Origin of the sequence: Termitidicoccus mucosus (assembly GCF_038725785.1) — a bacterium.
Classification (GTDB): domain Bacteria; phylum Verrucomicrobiota; class Verrucomicrobiia; order Opitutales; family Opitutaceae; genus Termitidicoccus; species Termitidicoccus mucosus.
This window is the reverse complement of record NZ_CP109796.1, coordinates 261,193-276,285: the sequence shown is the minus strand read 5'-3', so window position 1 is coordinate 276,285 and position 15,093 is coordinate 261,193. Positions and strand designations below refer to the sequence as shown.

General features: G+C 62.3%; 15 protein-coding genes and 1 tRNA gene. 10 read left to right on the top strand and 6 right to left on the bottom strand.

Annotated elements, in window-relative coordinates:
* Positions 1-147: 147 nt before the first annotated feature.
* From OH491_RS00965 to OH491_RS00940, 6 genes are all read left to right on the top strand, one after another.
* The gene (locus OH491_RS00965) at positions 148-711 is read left to right on the top strand and encodes an REP-associated tyrosine transposase (RefSeq protein ID WP_145929105.1); all 564 of its coding nucleotides are present in this window, start codon (positions 148-150) and stop codon (positions 709-711) included.
* 230 nt (positions 712-941) lie between these two features.
* Positions 942-2,129 carry a cation:proton antiporter gene (locus OH491_RS00960; RefSeq protein WP_068772911.1) on the top strand — a complete coding sequence of 396 codons (1,188 nt, stop codon included), beginning with the start codon at positions 942-944 and terminating at the stop codon, positions 2,127-2,129.
* A 63-nt stretch (positions 2,130-2,192) separates the two neighbouring features.
* Complete coding sequence (locus tag OH491_RS00955; RefSeq protein WP_068772912.1) at positions 2,193-2,393, top strand: DNA-directed RNA polymerase subunit omega; 201 nt, start codon at positions 2,193-2,195, stop codon at positions 2,391-2,393.
* 101 nt (positions 2,394-2,494) lie between these two features.
* Positions 2,495-2,974, top strand: a complete 480-nt coding sequence (gene smpB, locus OH491_RS00950) for an SsrA-binding protein SmpB (RefSeq protein ID WP_068772913.1) — start codon at positions 2,495-2,497, stop codon at positions 2,972-2,974.
* A gap of 249 nt (positions 2,975-3,223) precedes the next feature.
* A complete protein-coding gene (gene thrH / locus OH491_RS00945; RefSeq protein ID WP_334319712.1) occupies positions 3,224-3,841 on the top strand; it encodes a bifunctional phosphoserine phosphatase/homoserine phosphotransferase ThrH in 618 nt (205 codons plus the stop codon).
* 154 nt (positions 3,842-3,995) lie between these two features.
* Positions 3,996-5,297, top strand: coding sequence for an O-acetylhomoserine aminocarboxypropyltransferase/cysteine synthase family protein (locus OH491_RS00940; RefSeq protein WP_342750814.1), 1,302 nt, complete (start codon positions 3,996-3,998; stop codon positions 5,295-5,297).
* 268 nt (positions 5,298-5,565) lie between these two features.
* Here the strand turns inward: OH491_RS00940 and OH491_RS00935 are convergent, their stop codons facing one another.
* From OH491_RS00935 to OH491_RS00910, 6 genes are all read right to left on the bottom strand, one after another.
* Positions 5,566-6,159: an HD domain-containing protein gene (locus OH491_RS00935; protein WP_068772915.1), complete on the bottom strand. Its 594-nt coding sequence runs from the start codon at positions 6,157-6,159 to the stop codon at positions 5,566-5,568.
* A 66-nt stretch (positions 6,160-6,225) separates the two neighbouring features.
* Complete coding sequence (locus OH491_RS00930) at positions 6,226-6,570, bottom strand: phenylpyruvate tautomerase MIF-related protein (protein WP_068773032.1); 345 nt, start codon at positions 6,568-6,570, stop codon at positions 6,226-6,228.
* Between the two features lie 96 nt (positions 6,571-6,666).
* A protein-coding gene (prfB, locus tag OH491_RS00925; protein ID WP_334319713.1) for a peptide chain release factor 2 occupies positions 6,667-7,810 on the bottom strand; the annotation gives its coding sequence in 2 pieces (ribosomal slippage) (positions 6,667-7,737 and positions 7,739-7,810; 1,143 coding nt in all).
* Positions 7,811-8,048: 238 nt separating this feature from the next.
* Positions 8,049-9,554 carry a pyruvate carboxylase subunit B gene (locus OH491_RS00920; protein WP_068772917.1) on the bottom strand — a complete coding sequence of 502 codons (1,506 nt, stop codon included), beginning with the start codon at positions 9,552-9,554 and terminating at the stop codon, positions 8,049-8,051.
* A 230-nt stretch (positions 9,555-9,784) separates the two neighbouring features.
* Complete coding sequence (locus OH491_RS00915; protein ID WP_068772918.1) at positions 9,785-10,552, bottom strand: hypothetical protein; 768 nt, start codon at positions 10,550-10,552, stop codon at positions 9,785-9,787.
* Positions 10,549-11,151, bottom strand: coding sequence for an RNA polymerase sigma factor (locus OH491_RS00910; protein WP_068772919.1), 603 nt, complete (start codon positions 11,149-11,151; stop codon positions 10,549-10,551). Before OH491_RS00910 ends, OH491_RS00915 begins: the two co-directional genes overlap by 4 nt.
* A 223-nt stretch (positions 11,152-11,374) precedes the next feature.
* On the opposite strand from OH491_RS00910, the gene OH491_RS00905 reads away from it, so the two are divergent.
* The 4 genes from OH491_RS00905 (at position 11,375) to fabV (ending at position 15,017) form a co-directional block, all read left to right on the top strand.
* Positions 11,375-11,449, top strand: a tRNA-Lys gene (locus tag OH491_RS00905).
* A gap of 266 nt (positions 11,450-11,715) precedes the next feature.
* A complete protein-coding gene (locus OH491_RS00900; RefSeq protein WP_068772920.1) occupies positions 11,716-12,531 on the top strand; it encodes an outer membrane beta-barrel protein in 816 nt (271 codons plus the stop codon).
* Positions 12,532-12,704: 173 nt separating this feature from the next.
* Positions 12,705-13,724, top strand: coding sequence for an HAD family hydrolase (locus OH491_RS00895; protein ID WP_068772921.1), 1,020 nt, complete (start codon positions 12,705-12,707; stop codon positions 13,722-13,724).
* Between the two features lie 102 nt (positions 13,725-13,826).
* Positions 13,827-15,017, top strand: coding sequence for an enoyl-ACP reductase FabV (gene fabV / locus OH491_RS00890; protein WP_068772922.1), 1,191 nt, complete (start codon positions 13,827-13,829; stop codon positions 15,015-15,017).
* Positions 15,018-15,093: the final 76 nt, after the last annotated feature.

The window sequence follows — 15,093 nt, the reverse complement described above, 5'->3', positions numbered from 1 at the left end:
ACCATTTCCCAATAAACAGCGGCCCCGTGGGGCCTGACCTCGTGTCAGGCCGAGAGCACCCCGTAGGGCGCGACCTTGCGTCGCGCCGGAAGTGGCGGCGGCATTTCCTATCTTGCCGTGCGCCGCTTGTCCGTCACGGTTTTCGCCATGGACATTCCGCTCCCAAGGCGCCCCGTGCGAAAAACGGAACGGCTCCGACGTGGACGGATTTCTATCCCGGAGGCCGTTTATTTTCTCACCGTTTGCACCCACCGGCGCGCGCCCGTCCTACTCCGAGAGGAGAACATCCCGTGCCTGCGCGATGCGTTTGGCGCGATGACCGGGGACGACGCGAAATTGTTCGCGGCAACCATCATGCCGGACCATGCGCACTTGCTGTTCAGGCTGGGTCGGCGTCTCGCGCTCGGCCGGGTCATGGCCAAATTCAAGACACTGGCGCGCGGGGGCGGACGCCAAGGCTGGCGCTGGCAGGAAAACGGCTTCGAGCACCGCCTGCGCCCGGATGAGCCGGCGGAACATTATGCGTTTTATATTTTCATGAATCCCTACCGGGCCGGCCTCGCGCCAATGGAGGAGCCGTGGCCGTTTTGGACATGTCCCGAGCCGCGGCGTTTTTTGTTCCCCAAGCATCTTGACGCGAAGGGCGCACCGCCTCCGGAATGGCTGGACGAGATTGAGAGAATCGCGCCGCGCCTGCGCACGGGCGAATGAGGCCTGCAGGGCTCGACCTTGCGTCGAGCCGCGCAGGGCGGACGGCCTCACGTGTGCGCGGCCTGACACAAGGTCAGGCCCTACAAAATCCTGCCATCCGCGTAACATCAGTTACGATTTACGGTTCGTCTCTCCACGCCGGAGCGCGCATTTCCAGTCCCGCTTTTTGCGTTTCCCCTCTTGCTTTTCATCCATTCAAATCCTCTTTCCCGTCCGGCATCCCACCTTGCATGAACGAAATCGAAGTCATCATCTGCCTCCTGCTGCTCTTCATGAGCGTGCCCGATCTCTGCGGCAGCCTCGGCCGGCCCGCGCTGGCGTATCCGGTGTTCGTGGTGTCCGGCCTGCTCCTCGCGCCCCTCGCCGAACCCTCCGTGCGCAACATGCTCATCGAGGCCGGCCATGTCGGTTTTTTGCTGCTCCTGTTCGAAGTCGGCCTCGAAATCGAGCTGCCGCGCCTGCGCGTGTTCGCGCGTCCGCTGGCGCGCGCGTTCCTCTGGTCGCTGATCCAGTATCCGCTCGTTTTCGCGCTCGCCTATTACCTCGCCGGGCTCAAGCCCGTCGGCTGCTTCATCGCCTGCGCCGCCTTCACCGGCTGCTCGGTCGGCATGGGTTATCCCGGCTGGAAAAACTACCCCGGCCTCGCCGACGACCGCCGCCGGCAAATTCTCCTGATGATGCTCGCGCTGGAAATCTTTTCCATCGTGCTGCTCTCCGTCGAGACCACGCTCTACCAAAGCGGCGTGCGCTGGGTGTTGGTCGCGCAGCTTGCCGGCATCGCCGTCGTGGTCGGCTTCATCGGCTGGTTTTCGCGCCACCTGAAAACCCTGTTCGAGCACATCCTGAAACGCACCACGCGCTGGCGCGTGCACCTTGTCGTGCTGCTCGTGCTCGTCGTGTGCGCCATCGGCCAGCGCCTCGGCCTGTCCGCCACCAAGACCGCCTTTTTCCTCGGCCTCTTCCTCAGCCACATCACTCACGAGGGCAAACGGCTCGAGCACTTCATCGCCCCCATCAGCCGCCGCTTCCTCATCCCGATCTTTTTCTTCGCGCTCGGCCTGCAAATCCCCCGCGAGCTCATCTTCTCGCAGCTCGGCCTCGGCGCGCTCGCCGCCGCGGCGATGGTCTTGTTGCTGCGCTGGGGGCTGCACCGCTTTGTGTTTTCCATCGGCGGCGACCGCCGCGCCTTCCTGCTCCTCTGCCCCAACCTCACCATCGCCGCGCTCGCCGCCGGCACGCTGCTGCACGACGGCACGGCCGAGCGCGCCGCTTCCTGGGTGCTGCTCACCGGCCTGTTCATCACCATCCCGTCCATCGTTTTGCTGCCGAGCCAGAAGGAAGACGGGAGCCTGCCCGACACTACCCGCTCCAAACCGCCCGCCTCCCGTCCGCCCTTTCCCGCCGGAGAAACTCCTTGACGATTTTACCGTTTCGCCATGCTCTAGCACCTTTTCACTTTTCACAAACACCACACCATATCCATGAGAGACGACTACCTGAAGGAAGCCCACAAAGTCATCCCCGACGCCAACTTGCTCGTAAACGTCGTGTCCCGTCGCGTGAAGCAGCTCAAGCACGGCAGCCGTCCCTTGGTCGAGTCGCTGGAAAAACTCTCCTCCGAGGACATCGCGCTGCGCGAGATCATCGAGGGCAAGATCAGCTACGAAACCGCCTCCAAGTAAGCGGCCTGTCCGCCGCCCGCTCCCGTCGCCGGTTGACGCAGGGAGCGCCTTTTGCGCGCCGCGCTTTTTTGCGCCCTCCCGCGCTTCCAACCACGCCGGCCATGTCCGCCGCCAAGAAAAAATCCGAGAAACGCTACACCGAAATCCGCAACGCCAAGGCCGGGCGGGATTATTTCGTGGACGAGCGTTTCGAGGCGGGGATCGTCCTCAAGGGCACCGAGGTGAAGTCCATCCGCGCCGGCCGCGCGCAAATCAACGACGCCTTCGGCCGCTTTGAGAAAGGCGAACTCTGGCTCCACGGCGCGCACATCGAGGAATATGCCTTCGGCAACATCTACAACCACGACGCCCGCAGCGTCCGCAAGCTGCTGCTTCACCGCCATGAAATCCGAAAGATCGCCCAGGCGCTCCAGGCCGGCGGACGCGCGCTCATCCCGCTGCGCATGTATTTCAAGGACGGCCTCGTGAAACTCGAAGTTGCGCTCTGCTCCGGCAAAAAGCTCTTCGACAAACGCGACGACCTCAAAAAGAGGGCCGAACTGCGCGAAGTCGAAAAAGCGCTCAAATACCGGCGGCGCTAAGGCCGCGGCCTTGTCGAAAAACCGGCGCTCCCGACAGGGGAGCGAGGAGTTTTTTCTCTTTCCTCTTTATCTTTACTCTTTCTCCTCCGGAAGTCGCAGTCCTCTCGTTTTTATGGGAGAAAGAGAAAGATAAAGATAAAGAGGAAAGAGAAAGAATACGCCCCTCCGCTTCGAACCGCTCCTGCGAGCAAAATCGCCTGCGCATCGCGCCTCGACACCCTCGCAAATTTCCCAACACTTTCCCGCCGCGTGAAAAAACAAGCCATCATCACCATGGACCTGGAGGGCGTGCTCGTGCCCGAAATCTGGATCGCCGTCGCCGAGAAAACCGGCATCGCCGAACTCCGCCGCACCACGCGCGACGAGCCGGACTATGACAAGCTCATGCGCGAGCGGCTCGCCATCCTCGACCGGCACAAGCTCGGCCTCTCCGACATCCAGGCGGTAATCGACACCCTCGCCCCGCTCCCCGGCGCCAAGGCCTTTCTCGACGAGCTCCGCGCCCGCGCCCAGGTCATCCTGCTCTCCGACACCTTCGAGCAATTCGCCCAGCCGCTCATGCGCCAGCTCGCCTGGCCCACCCTGCTCTGCCACCGCCTCGTCGTGGAGAGCGACCGCATCACCGATTACGCCATCCGCTTTCCCAACCACAAACAGGCGACCGTCGCCGCGCTGAAGAAACTCAACTACCGCGTCATTTCCGCCGGCGACTCCTTCAACGACACCACGATGCTCGGCGAAGCCGACACCGGTTACCTCTTCCACTCCCCGCAAAACGTCCGCGCGCTCTTCCCGCAATTCCCCGCCTACGACGACTACGAGGAACTCCTCGCGGCGATGAAAAACCAACTTGGCGAGGAGAAGTGACCGGGAAGGAAGTGACAAGTAACAAGCGGCAAGTAACAAGACCCACCGGCGCGGCAGCGCCCTCTTCTTGCTACTTGCCACTTGTTACTTGTCACTTCTCCCTTGTCACTTTCCCCGTCCTCTCCCCCACCGCAACCCATCACACCCTCCCACCATGCACTACAAAGGTCTTGGCACCAAAGCCCTCCACGCGGGCCAGCAAGTTGACCCCACCACCGGCTCCCGCGCCGTTCCGATCTACCAGACGACCAGCTACGGTTTCCGCGACACCGCCCACGCCGCGAACCTCTTCGGCCTGCGCGAACTCGGCAACATCTACACCCGCCTCATGAACCCGACGACCGACGTGTTCGAGCAACGCGTCGCCGCGCTCGAAGGCGGCACCGCCGCGCTCGCGCACGCCTCGGGCCAGGCCGCCATCACCAACGCCATCCTCAACGTCGCCGGCGCCGGCGACCACATCGTCTCCGTCTCCCAGCTCTACGGCGGCACCTACACGCTCTTCCACTACACGCTCAAGAAACTCGGCATCGACGTCACCTTCGTCGATGCGCTCGACCCCGACTCCTTCCGCCGCGCGCTCCGCCCCAACACCAAGGCCTTCTACGGCGAGGGCCTCGGCAATCCCGCGCTCAACATCTTCCCCTTCGAGGAAGTCTCCAAAATCGCGCGCGAGGCCGGCGTCCCCGTCATCATCGACAACACCTGCCTCTCGCCCATCCTCAACCGCCCCTTCGAATGGGGCGTCAACGTCGTCGTCCACTCCTCCACGAAATACATCGGCGGCCACGGCACCTCCATCGCCGGCATCGTCGTTGACGGGGGCAACTTCGACTGGTCGGCCAGCGGCCGCTTCCCCGGCATGACCGAGCCCGACCCGAGCTACCACGGCCTCAAGCACTGGGAGGCGTTCGGCAGCTTCGCGCCCGCCGGCGGCGCCAACATCGCCTACGCCATGAAAATGCGCCTCCAGCTCCTCCGCGATACCGGCGGCTGCATCTCGCCCTTCAATTCCTTCCTCATGCTCCAGGGCCTCGAAACCCTGCACCTGCGCATGGCGCGCATCTGCGACAACGCGCTCAAGACCGCCCAATACCTCGCCGCCCACGACAAGGTCGCCTGGACCAACTATCCCGGGCTGAAAGAAAGCCCGCACCACGGGGCCGCCAAGAAGTATTTGTCCGGCGGATACGGCGGATTGATCGGCTTCGGCGTGAAGGGCGGATACGATGCCGGGCGCAAGCTCATCGAGTCGCTGCAAATGTTCTCGCACGTGGCCAACATCGGCGACGCCCGCTCGCTCGCCATCCACCCCGCGAGCACGACGCACAGCCAGCTCAACGAAGCCGAGCTGGGCTCGGCCGGCGTCTCCCCCGACTTCATCCGCCTCTCCATCGGCACGGAGGATTTCGTGGACATCGAGGCCGACCTCGCGCAAGCCCTCGCGCAGCTCTGAAGCAGAACATCGCCGGAGCCTTTCAAAAAATACCGTGGCCGCATTTCCAGATGGAGGGACGACCTCCGTGTCGTGCGTCTGCTCCGAAGCGGACGACACGGATGCCGTCCTTCCAATTCACACATCGGTCGCAGTTGAATACTATTTCCGACCGAAATTTATATTTAGGTAGGGCGAGGCGTCCCTGCCGAGCCGCGGCTCAGCCGGAGGCTTCGCCCTACCATGATAAGCCTATAAAGGGTTCGTAAACAGGGTGATTTGAAATGCCCTATTTCGCCAGATGCCCGGCGGCGACGGCTTCGTCGAGCATCTGGCGCGCGTAGTCCCAGAGGATTTTTGAGCCGTCGGCGATGTGCTGGTTTCGCGCGATGACCTGGGCGTATTTGATGCCGTGCCTGCGCCACGCCGCGCCGCCGGTGAGACAATTGAGCAGCATCGGCTGGAAACGGTCCACGGCGGCGGCGAATTTCGCCTCGGGCGTCTCCTTCGCCTCAAACTCATCCCACAACGCCCGGAACTCCCGCGCCTGATCCTCCGGCAGCAATCCGAAAATCCGGTCCGCCGCGCGCGCCTCGCGCGCGTGCTGGTCGGCCATGCGCGCGGTATCGTAGGCGAAAGTGTCCCCGGCGTCGATTTCCACGAGATCGTGGATGACGACCATTTTCAGCACGCGAAGCTGGTCGAGGCCGGGCGTGTTGCCGTGCTCGGCCAGCGTCATGACGAGCAGCGCGAGATGCCAGGAATGCTCGGCGTCATTTTCCTGCCGGCGGCTTTGCGAGCAAAGCGTCTGGCGCAGGATCTCCTTGAGTTTGTCCGCCTCGGCGATGAAGCGGATTTGCTGCGTGATGCGTGTGAGCGGCATGGTTCTGTTCTGCCGCCAAATGCGCCCGGCTGGCGAGCGCGGAAAACCGGGACGGGGCCGCGCGGCTCAGAATGTGCCGCCCTTCCAGCCCCACATGCCGCGGTTTACGTCGATGAATTTCACATAGACACGCTCCTCCGGCACGCCGAGGTGGTCTTTGATCAGCGCGCAAAGCGCCTGGCTGAGCCTTTTTGTCTTCCGCCCCGGCAGGCCGACGCTCTTCAATTCGAGAAACGCCACCGGGTCGTCGCTGCCCGAGAAAAGCATCGGCGTGTCCGGCTGGATCGCGACCATCACAAATTCCTCCGGTTTCTCAAGCTCGGCGGCGACGAGGGCGGAGGCGTTTTTGAGCACGTTGCGCTCGGCCTTTTTGGTGAGCGGAAGATTGGTCTGGATTTTCAGGTAGGGCATGGGAAATCGGGCGTTGTCCCAGCCTATGAAAAACAACGGAAATGTCGAACGCCCGGCGTGTTTTTCACGCGCCGGTGCGACCGCGGGAGACGGGGCTCACTCTTCCATCTGGATGTCCTTGTTGCGGTGGCGCGGGCAGCCGGCGCGCAGCCAGCCATTGATGAAGCGGTCGATCTCGCCGTCGAGCACGCCCTGCGTGTCGCTCGTCTCGACGCCCGTGCGCAAGTCCTTCACCATCTGGTAGGGTTGCAGCACGTAGCTGCGAATCTGGCTGCCCCAGCCGATCTCGCCTTTCTCGCCGTAGAAGCGCTCCATTTCGCTGCGCTGCTCGTCGAGGCGTTTTTCGTAGAGCCGCGCCTTCAGCACGCTCATCGCGCTGGCGCGGTTCTTGATTTGCGAACGCTCGTTCTGGCAGACCACCACGATGCCGCTCGGGATGTGCGTGATGCGCACGGCCGAGTCCGTCGTGTTGACGCCCTGGCCGCCCTTGCCGGAGGAACGGTAAACGTCCACGCGCAGCTCGCTTTCGGGGATGTCGATCTTGATCTCGTCGTTGATCTCGGCGATCACATCCACCGCGCAAAACGACGTGTGCCGGCGCTTGTTGGAATCGAACGGGCTGATGCGCACGAGGCGATGCACGCCGCGCTCGGCCTTCGCGTAGCCGTAGGCGTTTTCGCCCTTGACGAGGAGCGTGGCGCGGCTGATGCCGGCCTGGTCGCCGGGTTGCACGTCCTGCACCTCGATCTCAAAGCCCTGGCGCTCCGCCCAGCGGCTGTACATGCGGAAGAGCATGTCGGCCCAGTCGTTCGACTCGGTGCCGCCGGCGCCGGACTGGATGGAGAGGATGGCGTTGTTCTTGTCGAACTGGCCGGTGAGGAAGGACGCGATTTCGATGCCGTCGAGCTCCTCGACCATCGCGAGCGTGGTGGTGTCGAGCTCCTTCGCATACATTTCCTGCTCCTCGCCCCCGGCGGTCTCGACCAGCTCGACCATCACGTCGAGGTCATCGACTTTCTTCCGGAACGCGGCGACGGGCAGGACGGAGCGCTTCAGGCCGTTCAGCTTGGCGATGTGCTGCTGGGCGCGCTCATTGTTGTCCCAAAAATCGGGCGCGCCCATCTGGGCCTCGAGCGCCTCTATCTCGCGGGTCTTTTGGTCGACGTCAAAGAAACCTCCATAAGTGCCCGGCGCGCTTTTTGATGTTTTCGATGTGGGAGAAGGTTTCGGGAGCGATCATGACGGGAAAGGAGATGGAGGATGGTTTGCAGGGTGGAAAAACGTTCATCGCGCCATGCGCGGCGCGGAAGCGCAAGAATGAAAAACAGCGGGCCGGGCGGGAGCGGCGGCGTCCCGCCGCCGGACGAGGCGAAAGCCTCGCCAAAAAAACGCATGAGAAATTCGCGCGCATCGCAGTGCGCGCTGCGCGCGTCCGGCGGCGGGGACGCCGCCGCTCCGGCCCGGCCTCGCGAAACCGCTCAGGCGATTTCCTCGACCACGGCCTCGGTGCGGCGACCGTTGATCGTGAGGGCGATGCGCTGCGGCTCGCCGACGGCCTTCCGGCCTGCGACCGCCGCAGGCGCGGGCTGCCGCGCAACCGGCGCCGCGGGAGCGGGCTCGGCGGCGGCGGGCTGCGCGGCCTTCTTTTTGCGGTCGTAGTGTTCCTTCAACTGCATCGGGAACATCGCGTGGATGACCGCGTGCTCGTCGTCGTCGGGCAGGCCGGCGGCGCGGAGTTGTTCCTTGAGTTCGGCCATGCGCGGCTTTTTCAGGTCGGCGGGGCGGCAGGTGATGACGTCCTTGCCGGTGAGTTTGGCGGCCAGTTTTTGCACCTCGGGATCGACCGGCGCGGGCGGGCGTCCATAGTAGCCGAGCGCAATGTCCATCGCGGCTGGGGCGAAGTTTTTCCAGCGGCCGAACTTCACGTTGAGCACCGCCTGCGTGCCGACGATCTGCGAGGTGGGCGTGACGAGCGGTATCCAGCCGAGCGCCTTGCGGACGACGGGAATCTCGGCAAAGACCTCCTCGAAGCGGTCCTCCATTTTCATGTCCTTGAGCTGTGTGCGGAAGTTGGAAAGCATGCCGCCGGGGACTTGGTAGGTGAGCGTGTCGGTGTCGATGACCTCGTTCTTGCGGCCCGTGAATTTGCCGAGCTCGGCGTACACGCCCGTGAAATGCTCGCGCAGTTTCGCGAGGCGGGCTTTGTCGTAGTCGGGCTTGCGCGGGTTGCCTGCGAGCACGGCCATCATGAGCAGCGTGTCGGGCTGCGCGGTGCCGTTGGCGAAGGGCGTGATGGAGGTGTCCACGGCGTCAACGCCGGCGTTGATGGCGGCGAGGTAGGTCGGGATGCCGAGGCCGGCGGTTTCGTGCGTGTGGAGGATGACGGGGATTTTCACCTTCGCCTTCAGCCCGCCGATGATGGCCGCGGCGTCGGCGGGCGGCACGAGTCCGGCCATGTCCTTCAGGCAGATCGAATGGCAGCCCATTTTCTCAAGCTCGACCCCGAGCTTGATGAAGCCTTCGACGTTGTGCACGGGCGAGGTGGTGTAGCAGATGACCCCCTGGGCATGCTTGCCGGCGGCGATGACGGCGCGGACGGCGGTCTGGATGTTGCGCGGGTCGTTGAGCGCGTCGAAAACGCGAAAGATGTCCATGCCGTGCTTGGCCGACATTTTCACGAAGGTTTCCACCACGTCGTCGGGGAAGTTTTCGTATTGGACGATGTTTTGCCCGCGCAGGAGCATCATGTGGGGCGTCTTCGGCGTGCCGCGCTTGATGGCATCGAGGCGGTCAAAGGGAAACTCGTCGAGAAACCGGAGCCCAGAATCGATGGTTGCGCCGCCCCAGGTTTCGAGCGCGCCGAAACCCATCGCGTCGAGGTCGGCGAGCGCGGGCAGCATTTGCGCGGTGGTCATGCGCGTGGCGGCGAGCGATTGATGGCCGTCGCGCAGCACGGTGTTGTTGAAGACGATTGGTTTGGTCATGGGCAGGGCGGTTGGGTTTGGGATTTTAACGTGAAGCGGCGCAATATGCTACGCATCCATTGCAAGGCGAGCACAACATACGCGCCGGACTTATTTGATTGAAGTCGCTCAAATAATCAAGAGCCATCCCCGCATGCTGGCCACAACGGGTCGCTTCGCCAAGCCTGCAAAAAAACGACCGGGGATTTTTATCACCCGGTCGTTTTCGAAATCAAAATTGAACCCTCGTCTCAGTGCTGGAATTGCAGCACGGTCATTTCCTCGGCGGGCTCTTGGATCGCGGGCCGGATTTCGAAAAGCTCGCGCATTTCCTCCGAGGTGAGGTCGTGGCGCTCGAAAAACAGATTGTCCGGCGCCACCCGGCGGATGGGGCGAATGCGCACATCCTGGGTCCATTGCAAGCCGGTGCTGTCAGCGTAGGACACCGTCGGCATGGCGAGGTCGGTCCCTAGCCTCTGGTCGAAGGCGGCGAATTGGCGCAGGTTCACGACCGGATAGGTGGGCGCTTCATTCCTCCACGCCAAAGCCGGCACCGTGACCACGGCATACATCGGTTTTTCTATTTCGCCAACGGTGATGCTGGCGGGAACCTCGACCGCCTCCGCGGTCTCGATGACGGCGACCTGCGCGCCCCGAGAGCCCGGCGACGGCGACGGTCCGCCGCCGAAGCGCACAAGCACCACCGCCACGCATGCCGCCACGGCAAGCCCGCCGAATGCGAAGAGCCCGCGCGGCCATACCGTGCGGGCCCCGGCGGGATGCTCGATGCGGCGGTCGGCCTTCGCCATCGCGCGGGCGAGGATGCTGGCGGATGGCGCGTTGCAACGCTCGGTCTCGAAAAGGATCGAGCATGCCTTTTGCATGTGGGCGTATTGCAAATAAGTGCGGTAACGGGCCTGATTGCTCTTCAACTCCGTCTCCAGCTCGACCGTCTCGGAGGGGGCCAGCTGATGGTCCACATACAAATTAAGCAGCTCTATGAAACGTTTTTCTTTCATTTGAAGTCTTCCCCCATTTTTGCGCGAAGACTTTCACGGGCGCGGGCGATGCGGCTTTTCACCGTGCCGACAGAGATGCGCAGGATCTCCGCGATTTCCTCGTAGGATAGGTTTTTCATGTTTCTCAAAATCAGGATTTCGCGGTGTTTCGCGTTGAGTTTTTCCATGCCGAACGCGATGCGATCGACAAATTCCTGCGTGACGGCCTCGTCATCCGGCGCGGCGGCCTCGGCGGCAAACACCTCAGAAAGCGGCATGGTGGTGTCGTCCCCCACGGGCTGGTCGAACGACACGGTCTTGTCGCGCTTGCGGCGCCACCAATACCAATACCGGTTGCGCGCGAGATTCGTCGCGATCTGGTAAAGCCAAGTTGAGAACGCCGACTCGCCGCGAAAATTCACCAAGCCGCGGTGGGCGCGGATAAATGCGTCCTGAGTCACTTCCTCGGCGTCCTGCGGGTTGCGCAAGAGCTGGTGCACCATCGCGTAAATGCGTGCCCAATAGCGAGATACCATCTCGTCAAACGCCGACGCGTCGCCGCTCTTGAAGCGGTCCACCAACAACTGGTCGAAGGCCACGTCCTGTGCTTTCGTTGACATAGGTTCAACGGAAGTTTGATGCGTGTGTTTGTCCAATGTTCCCACTTTTTACCTCGCTTGATTTCTTCAACTAAGGGTTTCCGAACGGACGAAATTGCAAGGAGAAATCCCAAAACCTTGCGTCCATGCGAGGGCGGAAAATACGTCCCGCGATGAATGCGTCAAAAAAATCCTTGCCAATGTCGCTCCCAGAAACCTATTTCCAGCCCTCTTAATCGCTTGGGGGTTGATAGCTCAACGGTAGAGCAGCGTCCTTTTAAGTCGTTGGTTCAGGGTTCGAATCCCTGTCAACCCACCATGCGTCACCCGGAGCCGGGAAATACGCGGGAGTGGAGGTGCCCAGCCGGACCGCGTCGATGTCGCTCAAGCTTGCTGCTGGAATCGCGAATTCGATTGGCATCGCGCCGGTCGGGGTTCTTTATTCCTCCTTGTTCGGCCCACTGGAATTCGCAGTGCCATGCAAGTCCGCCGTAATGAACAAATGGCCTTGATGAAGGTCATTAGGAACGATCATCCAGCCGGACGCATTCGGATGCGCCCGGAAAAATTCAAAACTGTATCACCATGAAAACGACAACCGCCAGCATACGCATCATGGGCGCGCTCTTGATCACGCTCGGATCAACTCTCGCAGCCACCGCCCAGACCTCGCCTCCCACGCCCCAATCGGTTGCGCCCAACTACACGCCGCCGAAAAACGATCCGAAATATTATTATCAGGACGAAATCCAGTCCCGCTCCCGCGCGTGGGATTTTTACCTGACCGTCGGTTATGTGTTTTTTGACGATGTCAAAATGAATAACCAGACCATCTATGACTGGAATCCCGCCGTGGAAAATTACCGGACAGGAAACCTGAAGCTCGATTTCGACGATTCATTTTCCTTCGGGTTCGGCTTTGCCTATAATTTTAATGATAAATTGTCGGTTGGCGCGGAATTTTCGTTTTCCCAGCCCGATTATGACGCCACATTTTATCAGACCTCAGGCCCTACGGATGACAATGGGCAAACATTCCGGCTCTCCGGCGATGCCGATGTGTATACAGGCAATGCCTTCGTCCAATATAATTTCATGACCGGCAAATTCACCCCGTATGTGCGGGGCAATGTCGGGTTCATGTATATCGACACGGGCATTCCGACAGGTTCTCCCGAATACTATTGGTTTTGGGACTATTGGTGGGGCGGCTACGATGTTTACAGCAGCACCCCGACACAAGATGACACATATTTCTCGCTGGGAGCGACGGCGGGCCTGCGTTATGATTTTGGCAATCATGTGTTTGGCACGTTATCCTATACTGCCGACTGGGTCGATACTCCCCGCGAATGGAGTGTAAATCAAAGAATCAGCGTCTCCGTCGGATGGAATTACTAGCCATCGCGGATCCCTGAAAACAGGCCCTCCCTCCAAAAAAGGGAGGGCTTTTTGATGGCCTGTGGTTCCTCGTCGTTGATCAAACCCGGCATGAACTCTTCTCTTTTTTCGATTTTCCATTTTACCCGGTGGACCGGCAGCATTCTTTCCCTTTTCTGAATGCCGCATCTTCCATGAGTCTCCGCCCTTCCATCCTCATTGTCTTCACCGCGATCCCGCTTCTCTTCGCCGCGCCCGCCGCCAAACCCGCTCCCTGCCGCGCCACCGCTCCCCTCGCCTCGTGGAACGACGGCACCGCGAAAAAGGCGCTCGTCGATTACGTCGCGAAAGTCACCACCAAGGGCTCGCCCGACTACGTGCCGCCCGCCGAACGCATCGCCGTTTTCGACAACGACGGCACGCTCTGGACCGAGCAGCCCCTCTATTTCCAAATCGCCTTCGCCTTCCACCAAGTCGGTGTCCTCGCCCCCCGTCATCCCGAGTGGCAAACCACCGAACCCTACGCCAGCATTCTGCGGGGCGATATCAAGGCCGCGCTCGATGGCGGCGAGAGCATCATCAACGAAATCGTCACCGTCACCCACACCGGCATGACGACCGGGGAGTTCGCCGCCCACGTCCAGGCCTGGCTCGACACCGCCAGGCATCCGCGGTTCAACCGCCCCTACACCGAGTGCGTTTACCAGCCCATGCTGGAGGTGCTCCGCTACCTCCGTGACCACGGCTTCAAGACCTTTATTGTCTCCGGCGGCACCGCCGATTTCATACGCGTTTTCGCCGAGCGCGTTTACGGCATTCCGCCCGAGCAGGTCATCGGCGCCACCTTCGCCACCCGATACGAACCCCGGCCCGGCGGAAACGGCGGCCCCGCCATCGTCATCACCCCGCGCCTCGGCCACGACAACGACAAGGCGGGCAAACCCGTCGGCATCCACGCGCAAATCGGCCGCCCTCCGCTGCTCGCCTTCGGCAACTCCGACGGCGACTACCAGATGCTCGAATACACCACCGGCACGCCTGGACGGCCCCGGCTTGGCTTCATCGTGCGCCACACCGACGCCGACCGCGAATACGCCTACGACCGCGGCTCTCCCATCGGAGCCCTGGACAAGGCGCTCGACCATGCCGCCTCCAAGAACTGGATACTCATCGACATGAAGACCGACTGGAAAACCGTCCACCCGGAGCCATAACCCCTCGCCCGGACGAAGCGCAGGCCGTGGCGATACCCCGCCCGCCGCGCCCATTTTCTTTTCTCGACGCCCCGCCGCCCATTTCCAAACCTTTGCCCCACTATGGTCATCAAACCCAAAGTCCGAGGCTTCATCTGCGTCACCGCGCACCCCGCCGGCTGCGCCGCGCATGTCCAGCAACAAATCGACTACGTGAAGTCGAAGGGCCCTGTCAGGGACGGCCCGAAAAAAGTGCTCGTTCTCGGTGCCTCCACCGGCTTCGGCCTTGCCTCCCGCGTCACCGCCGCCTTCGGCTCCGGCGCCGCCACCCTCGGCGTCTTTTTCGAGCGTCCGTCCGAGGACGGGCGTCTCGCCACCCCCGGCTGGTACAACTCCGCCGCCTTCACCCGCGCCGCGCTCGACGCCGGCCTCTACGCCAAAAACATCAACGGCGACGCCTTCTCCGACGCCGTCAAGCGGCAGGCCATCGATCTCATCAAGGCCGACCTCGGCCAGGTCGATCTTGTCGTCTATTCGCTCGCCTCGCCCCGCCGCACGCATCCGCGCACCGGCGCCACCCACAAATCCTGCCTCAAGCCCATCGGCGCGCCCTACACCAACAAAACCGTCGATACCGACAGGGGCATCGTTTCCGACGTCACCATCGAGCCCGCCACCGAGACAGAGATCGCCGACACCGTCGCCGTCATGGGTGGCGAGGACTGGGAAATGTGGATCGACGCCCTTCTCGAAGCCGGTGTCCTCGCCCCCGGGGCGACCAGCGTCGCCTATTCCTACATCGGGCCCGAAGTCACCTGGCCCATCTACAAAAACGGCACCATCGGCACGGCCAAGATCGACCTCGAGCGCGCCGCGAAAAAAATCGACGCCGCCCTCAAGGCTCACGGTTACGGACGCGCCTTCATCTCGGTGAACAAGGCGCTCGTCACGCAGGCCAGCTCCGCCATCCCCGTCGTCCCGCTCTACATTTCCATCCTCTACAAGATCATGAAGGCCAAGGGCCTTCACGAAGGCTGCATCGAGCAAATGCAGCGCCTCTTCGCCACGCAATTATACAACGGCTCGGCGCTCGCCTTCGACGACGGCGGACGCGTCCGCGTCGACAACTGGGAGATGCGTCCCGACGTACAGGCGGAGGCCGCGAAAATCTGGCCGCAAGTCACCACGGAAAACCTCGCCGCGCTCACCGACATCGAGGGCTACCGCTCCGAATTTCTCCGTCTCTTCGGTTTCGGTCTCCCCGGCGTCAACTACGACGCCGACTACGAGCCGCACGTCCCGATGCCGGAATAAAGTGGCACCACCGAAATGCCCTGCGCGAGGGGCGCGCGCAGACGCGGCAGCGCAGGCATTTCGGCTTGGCAGCGGA

What these genes read in the sequence shown, in the direction of transcription:
- OH491_RS00965 (WP_145929105.1), top strand. Translation starts at nt 148, where the DNA reads ATGGACATTCCGCTCCCAAGGCGCCCCGTGCGAAAAACGGAACGGCTC.
- OH491_RS00960 (WP_068772911.1), top strand. Translation starts at nt 942, where the DNA reads ATGAACGAAATCGAAGTCATCATCTGCCTCCTGCTGCTCTTCATGAGC.
- OH491_RS00955 (WP_068772912.1), top strand. Translation starts at nt 2,193, where the DNA reads ATGAGAGACGACTACCTGAAGGAAGCCCACAAAGTCATCCCCGACGCC.
- smpB (WP_068772913.1), top strand. Translation starts at nt 2,495, where the DNA reads ATGTCCGCCGCCAAGAAAAAATCCGAGAAACGCTACACCGAAATCCGC.
- OH491_RS00940 (WP_342750814.1), top strand. Translation starts at nt 3,996, where the DNA reads ATGCACTACAAAGGTCTTGGCACCAAAGCCCTCCACGCGGGCCAGCAA.
- OH491_RS00935 (WP_068772915.1), bottom strand. Translation starts at nt 6,159, where the DNA reads ATGCCGCTCACACGCATCACGCAGCAAATCCGCTTCATCGCCGAGGCG.
- OH491_RS00930 (WP_068773032.1), bottom strand. Translation starts at nt 6,570, where the DNA reads ATGCCCTACCTGAAAATCCAGACCAATCTTCCGCTCACCAAAAAGGCC.
- OH491_RS00920 (WP_068772917.1), bottom strand. Translation starts at nt 9,554, where the DNA reads ATGACCAAACCAATCGTCTTCAACAACACCGTGCTGCGCGACGGCCAT.
- OH491_RS00915 (WP_068772918.1), bottom strand. Translation starts at nt 10,552, where the DNA reads ATGAAAGAAAAACGTTTCATAGAGCTGCTTAATTTGTATGTGGACCAT.
- OH491_RS00910 (WP_068772919.1), bottom strand. Translation starts at nt 11,151, where the DNA reads ATGTCAACGAAAGCACAGGACGTGGCCTTCGACCAGTTGTTGGTGGAC.
- OH491_RS00900 (WP_068772920.1), top strand. Translation starts at nt 11,716, where the DNA reads ATGAAAACGACAACCGCCAGCATACGCATCATGGGCGCGCTCTTGATC.
- OH491_RS00895 (WP_068772921.1), top strand. Translation starts at nt 12,705, where the DNA reads ATGAGTCTCCGCCCTTCCATCCTCATTGTCTTCACCGCGATCCCGCTT.
- fabV (WP_068772922.1), top strand. Translation starts at nt 13,827, where the DNA reads ATGGTCATCAAACCCAAAGTCCGAGGCTTCATCTGCGTCACCGCGCAC.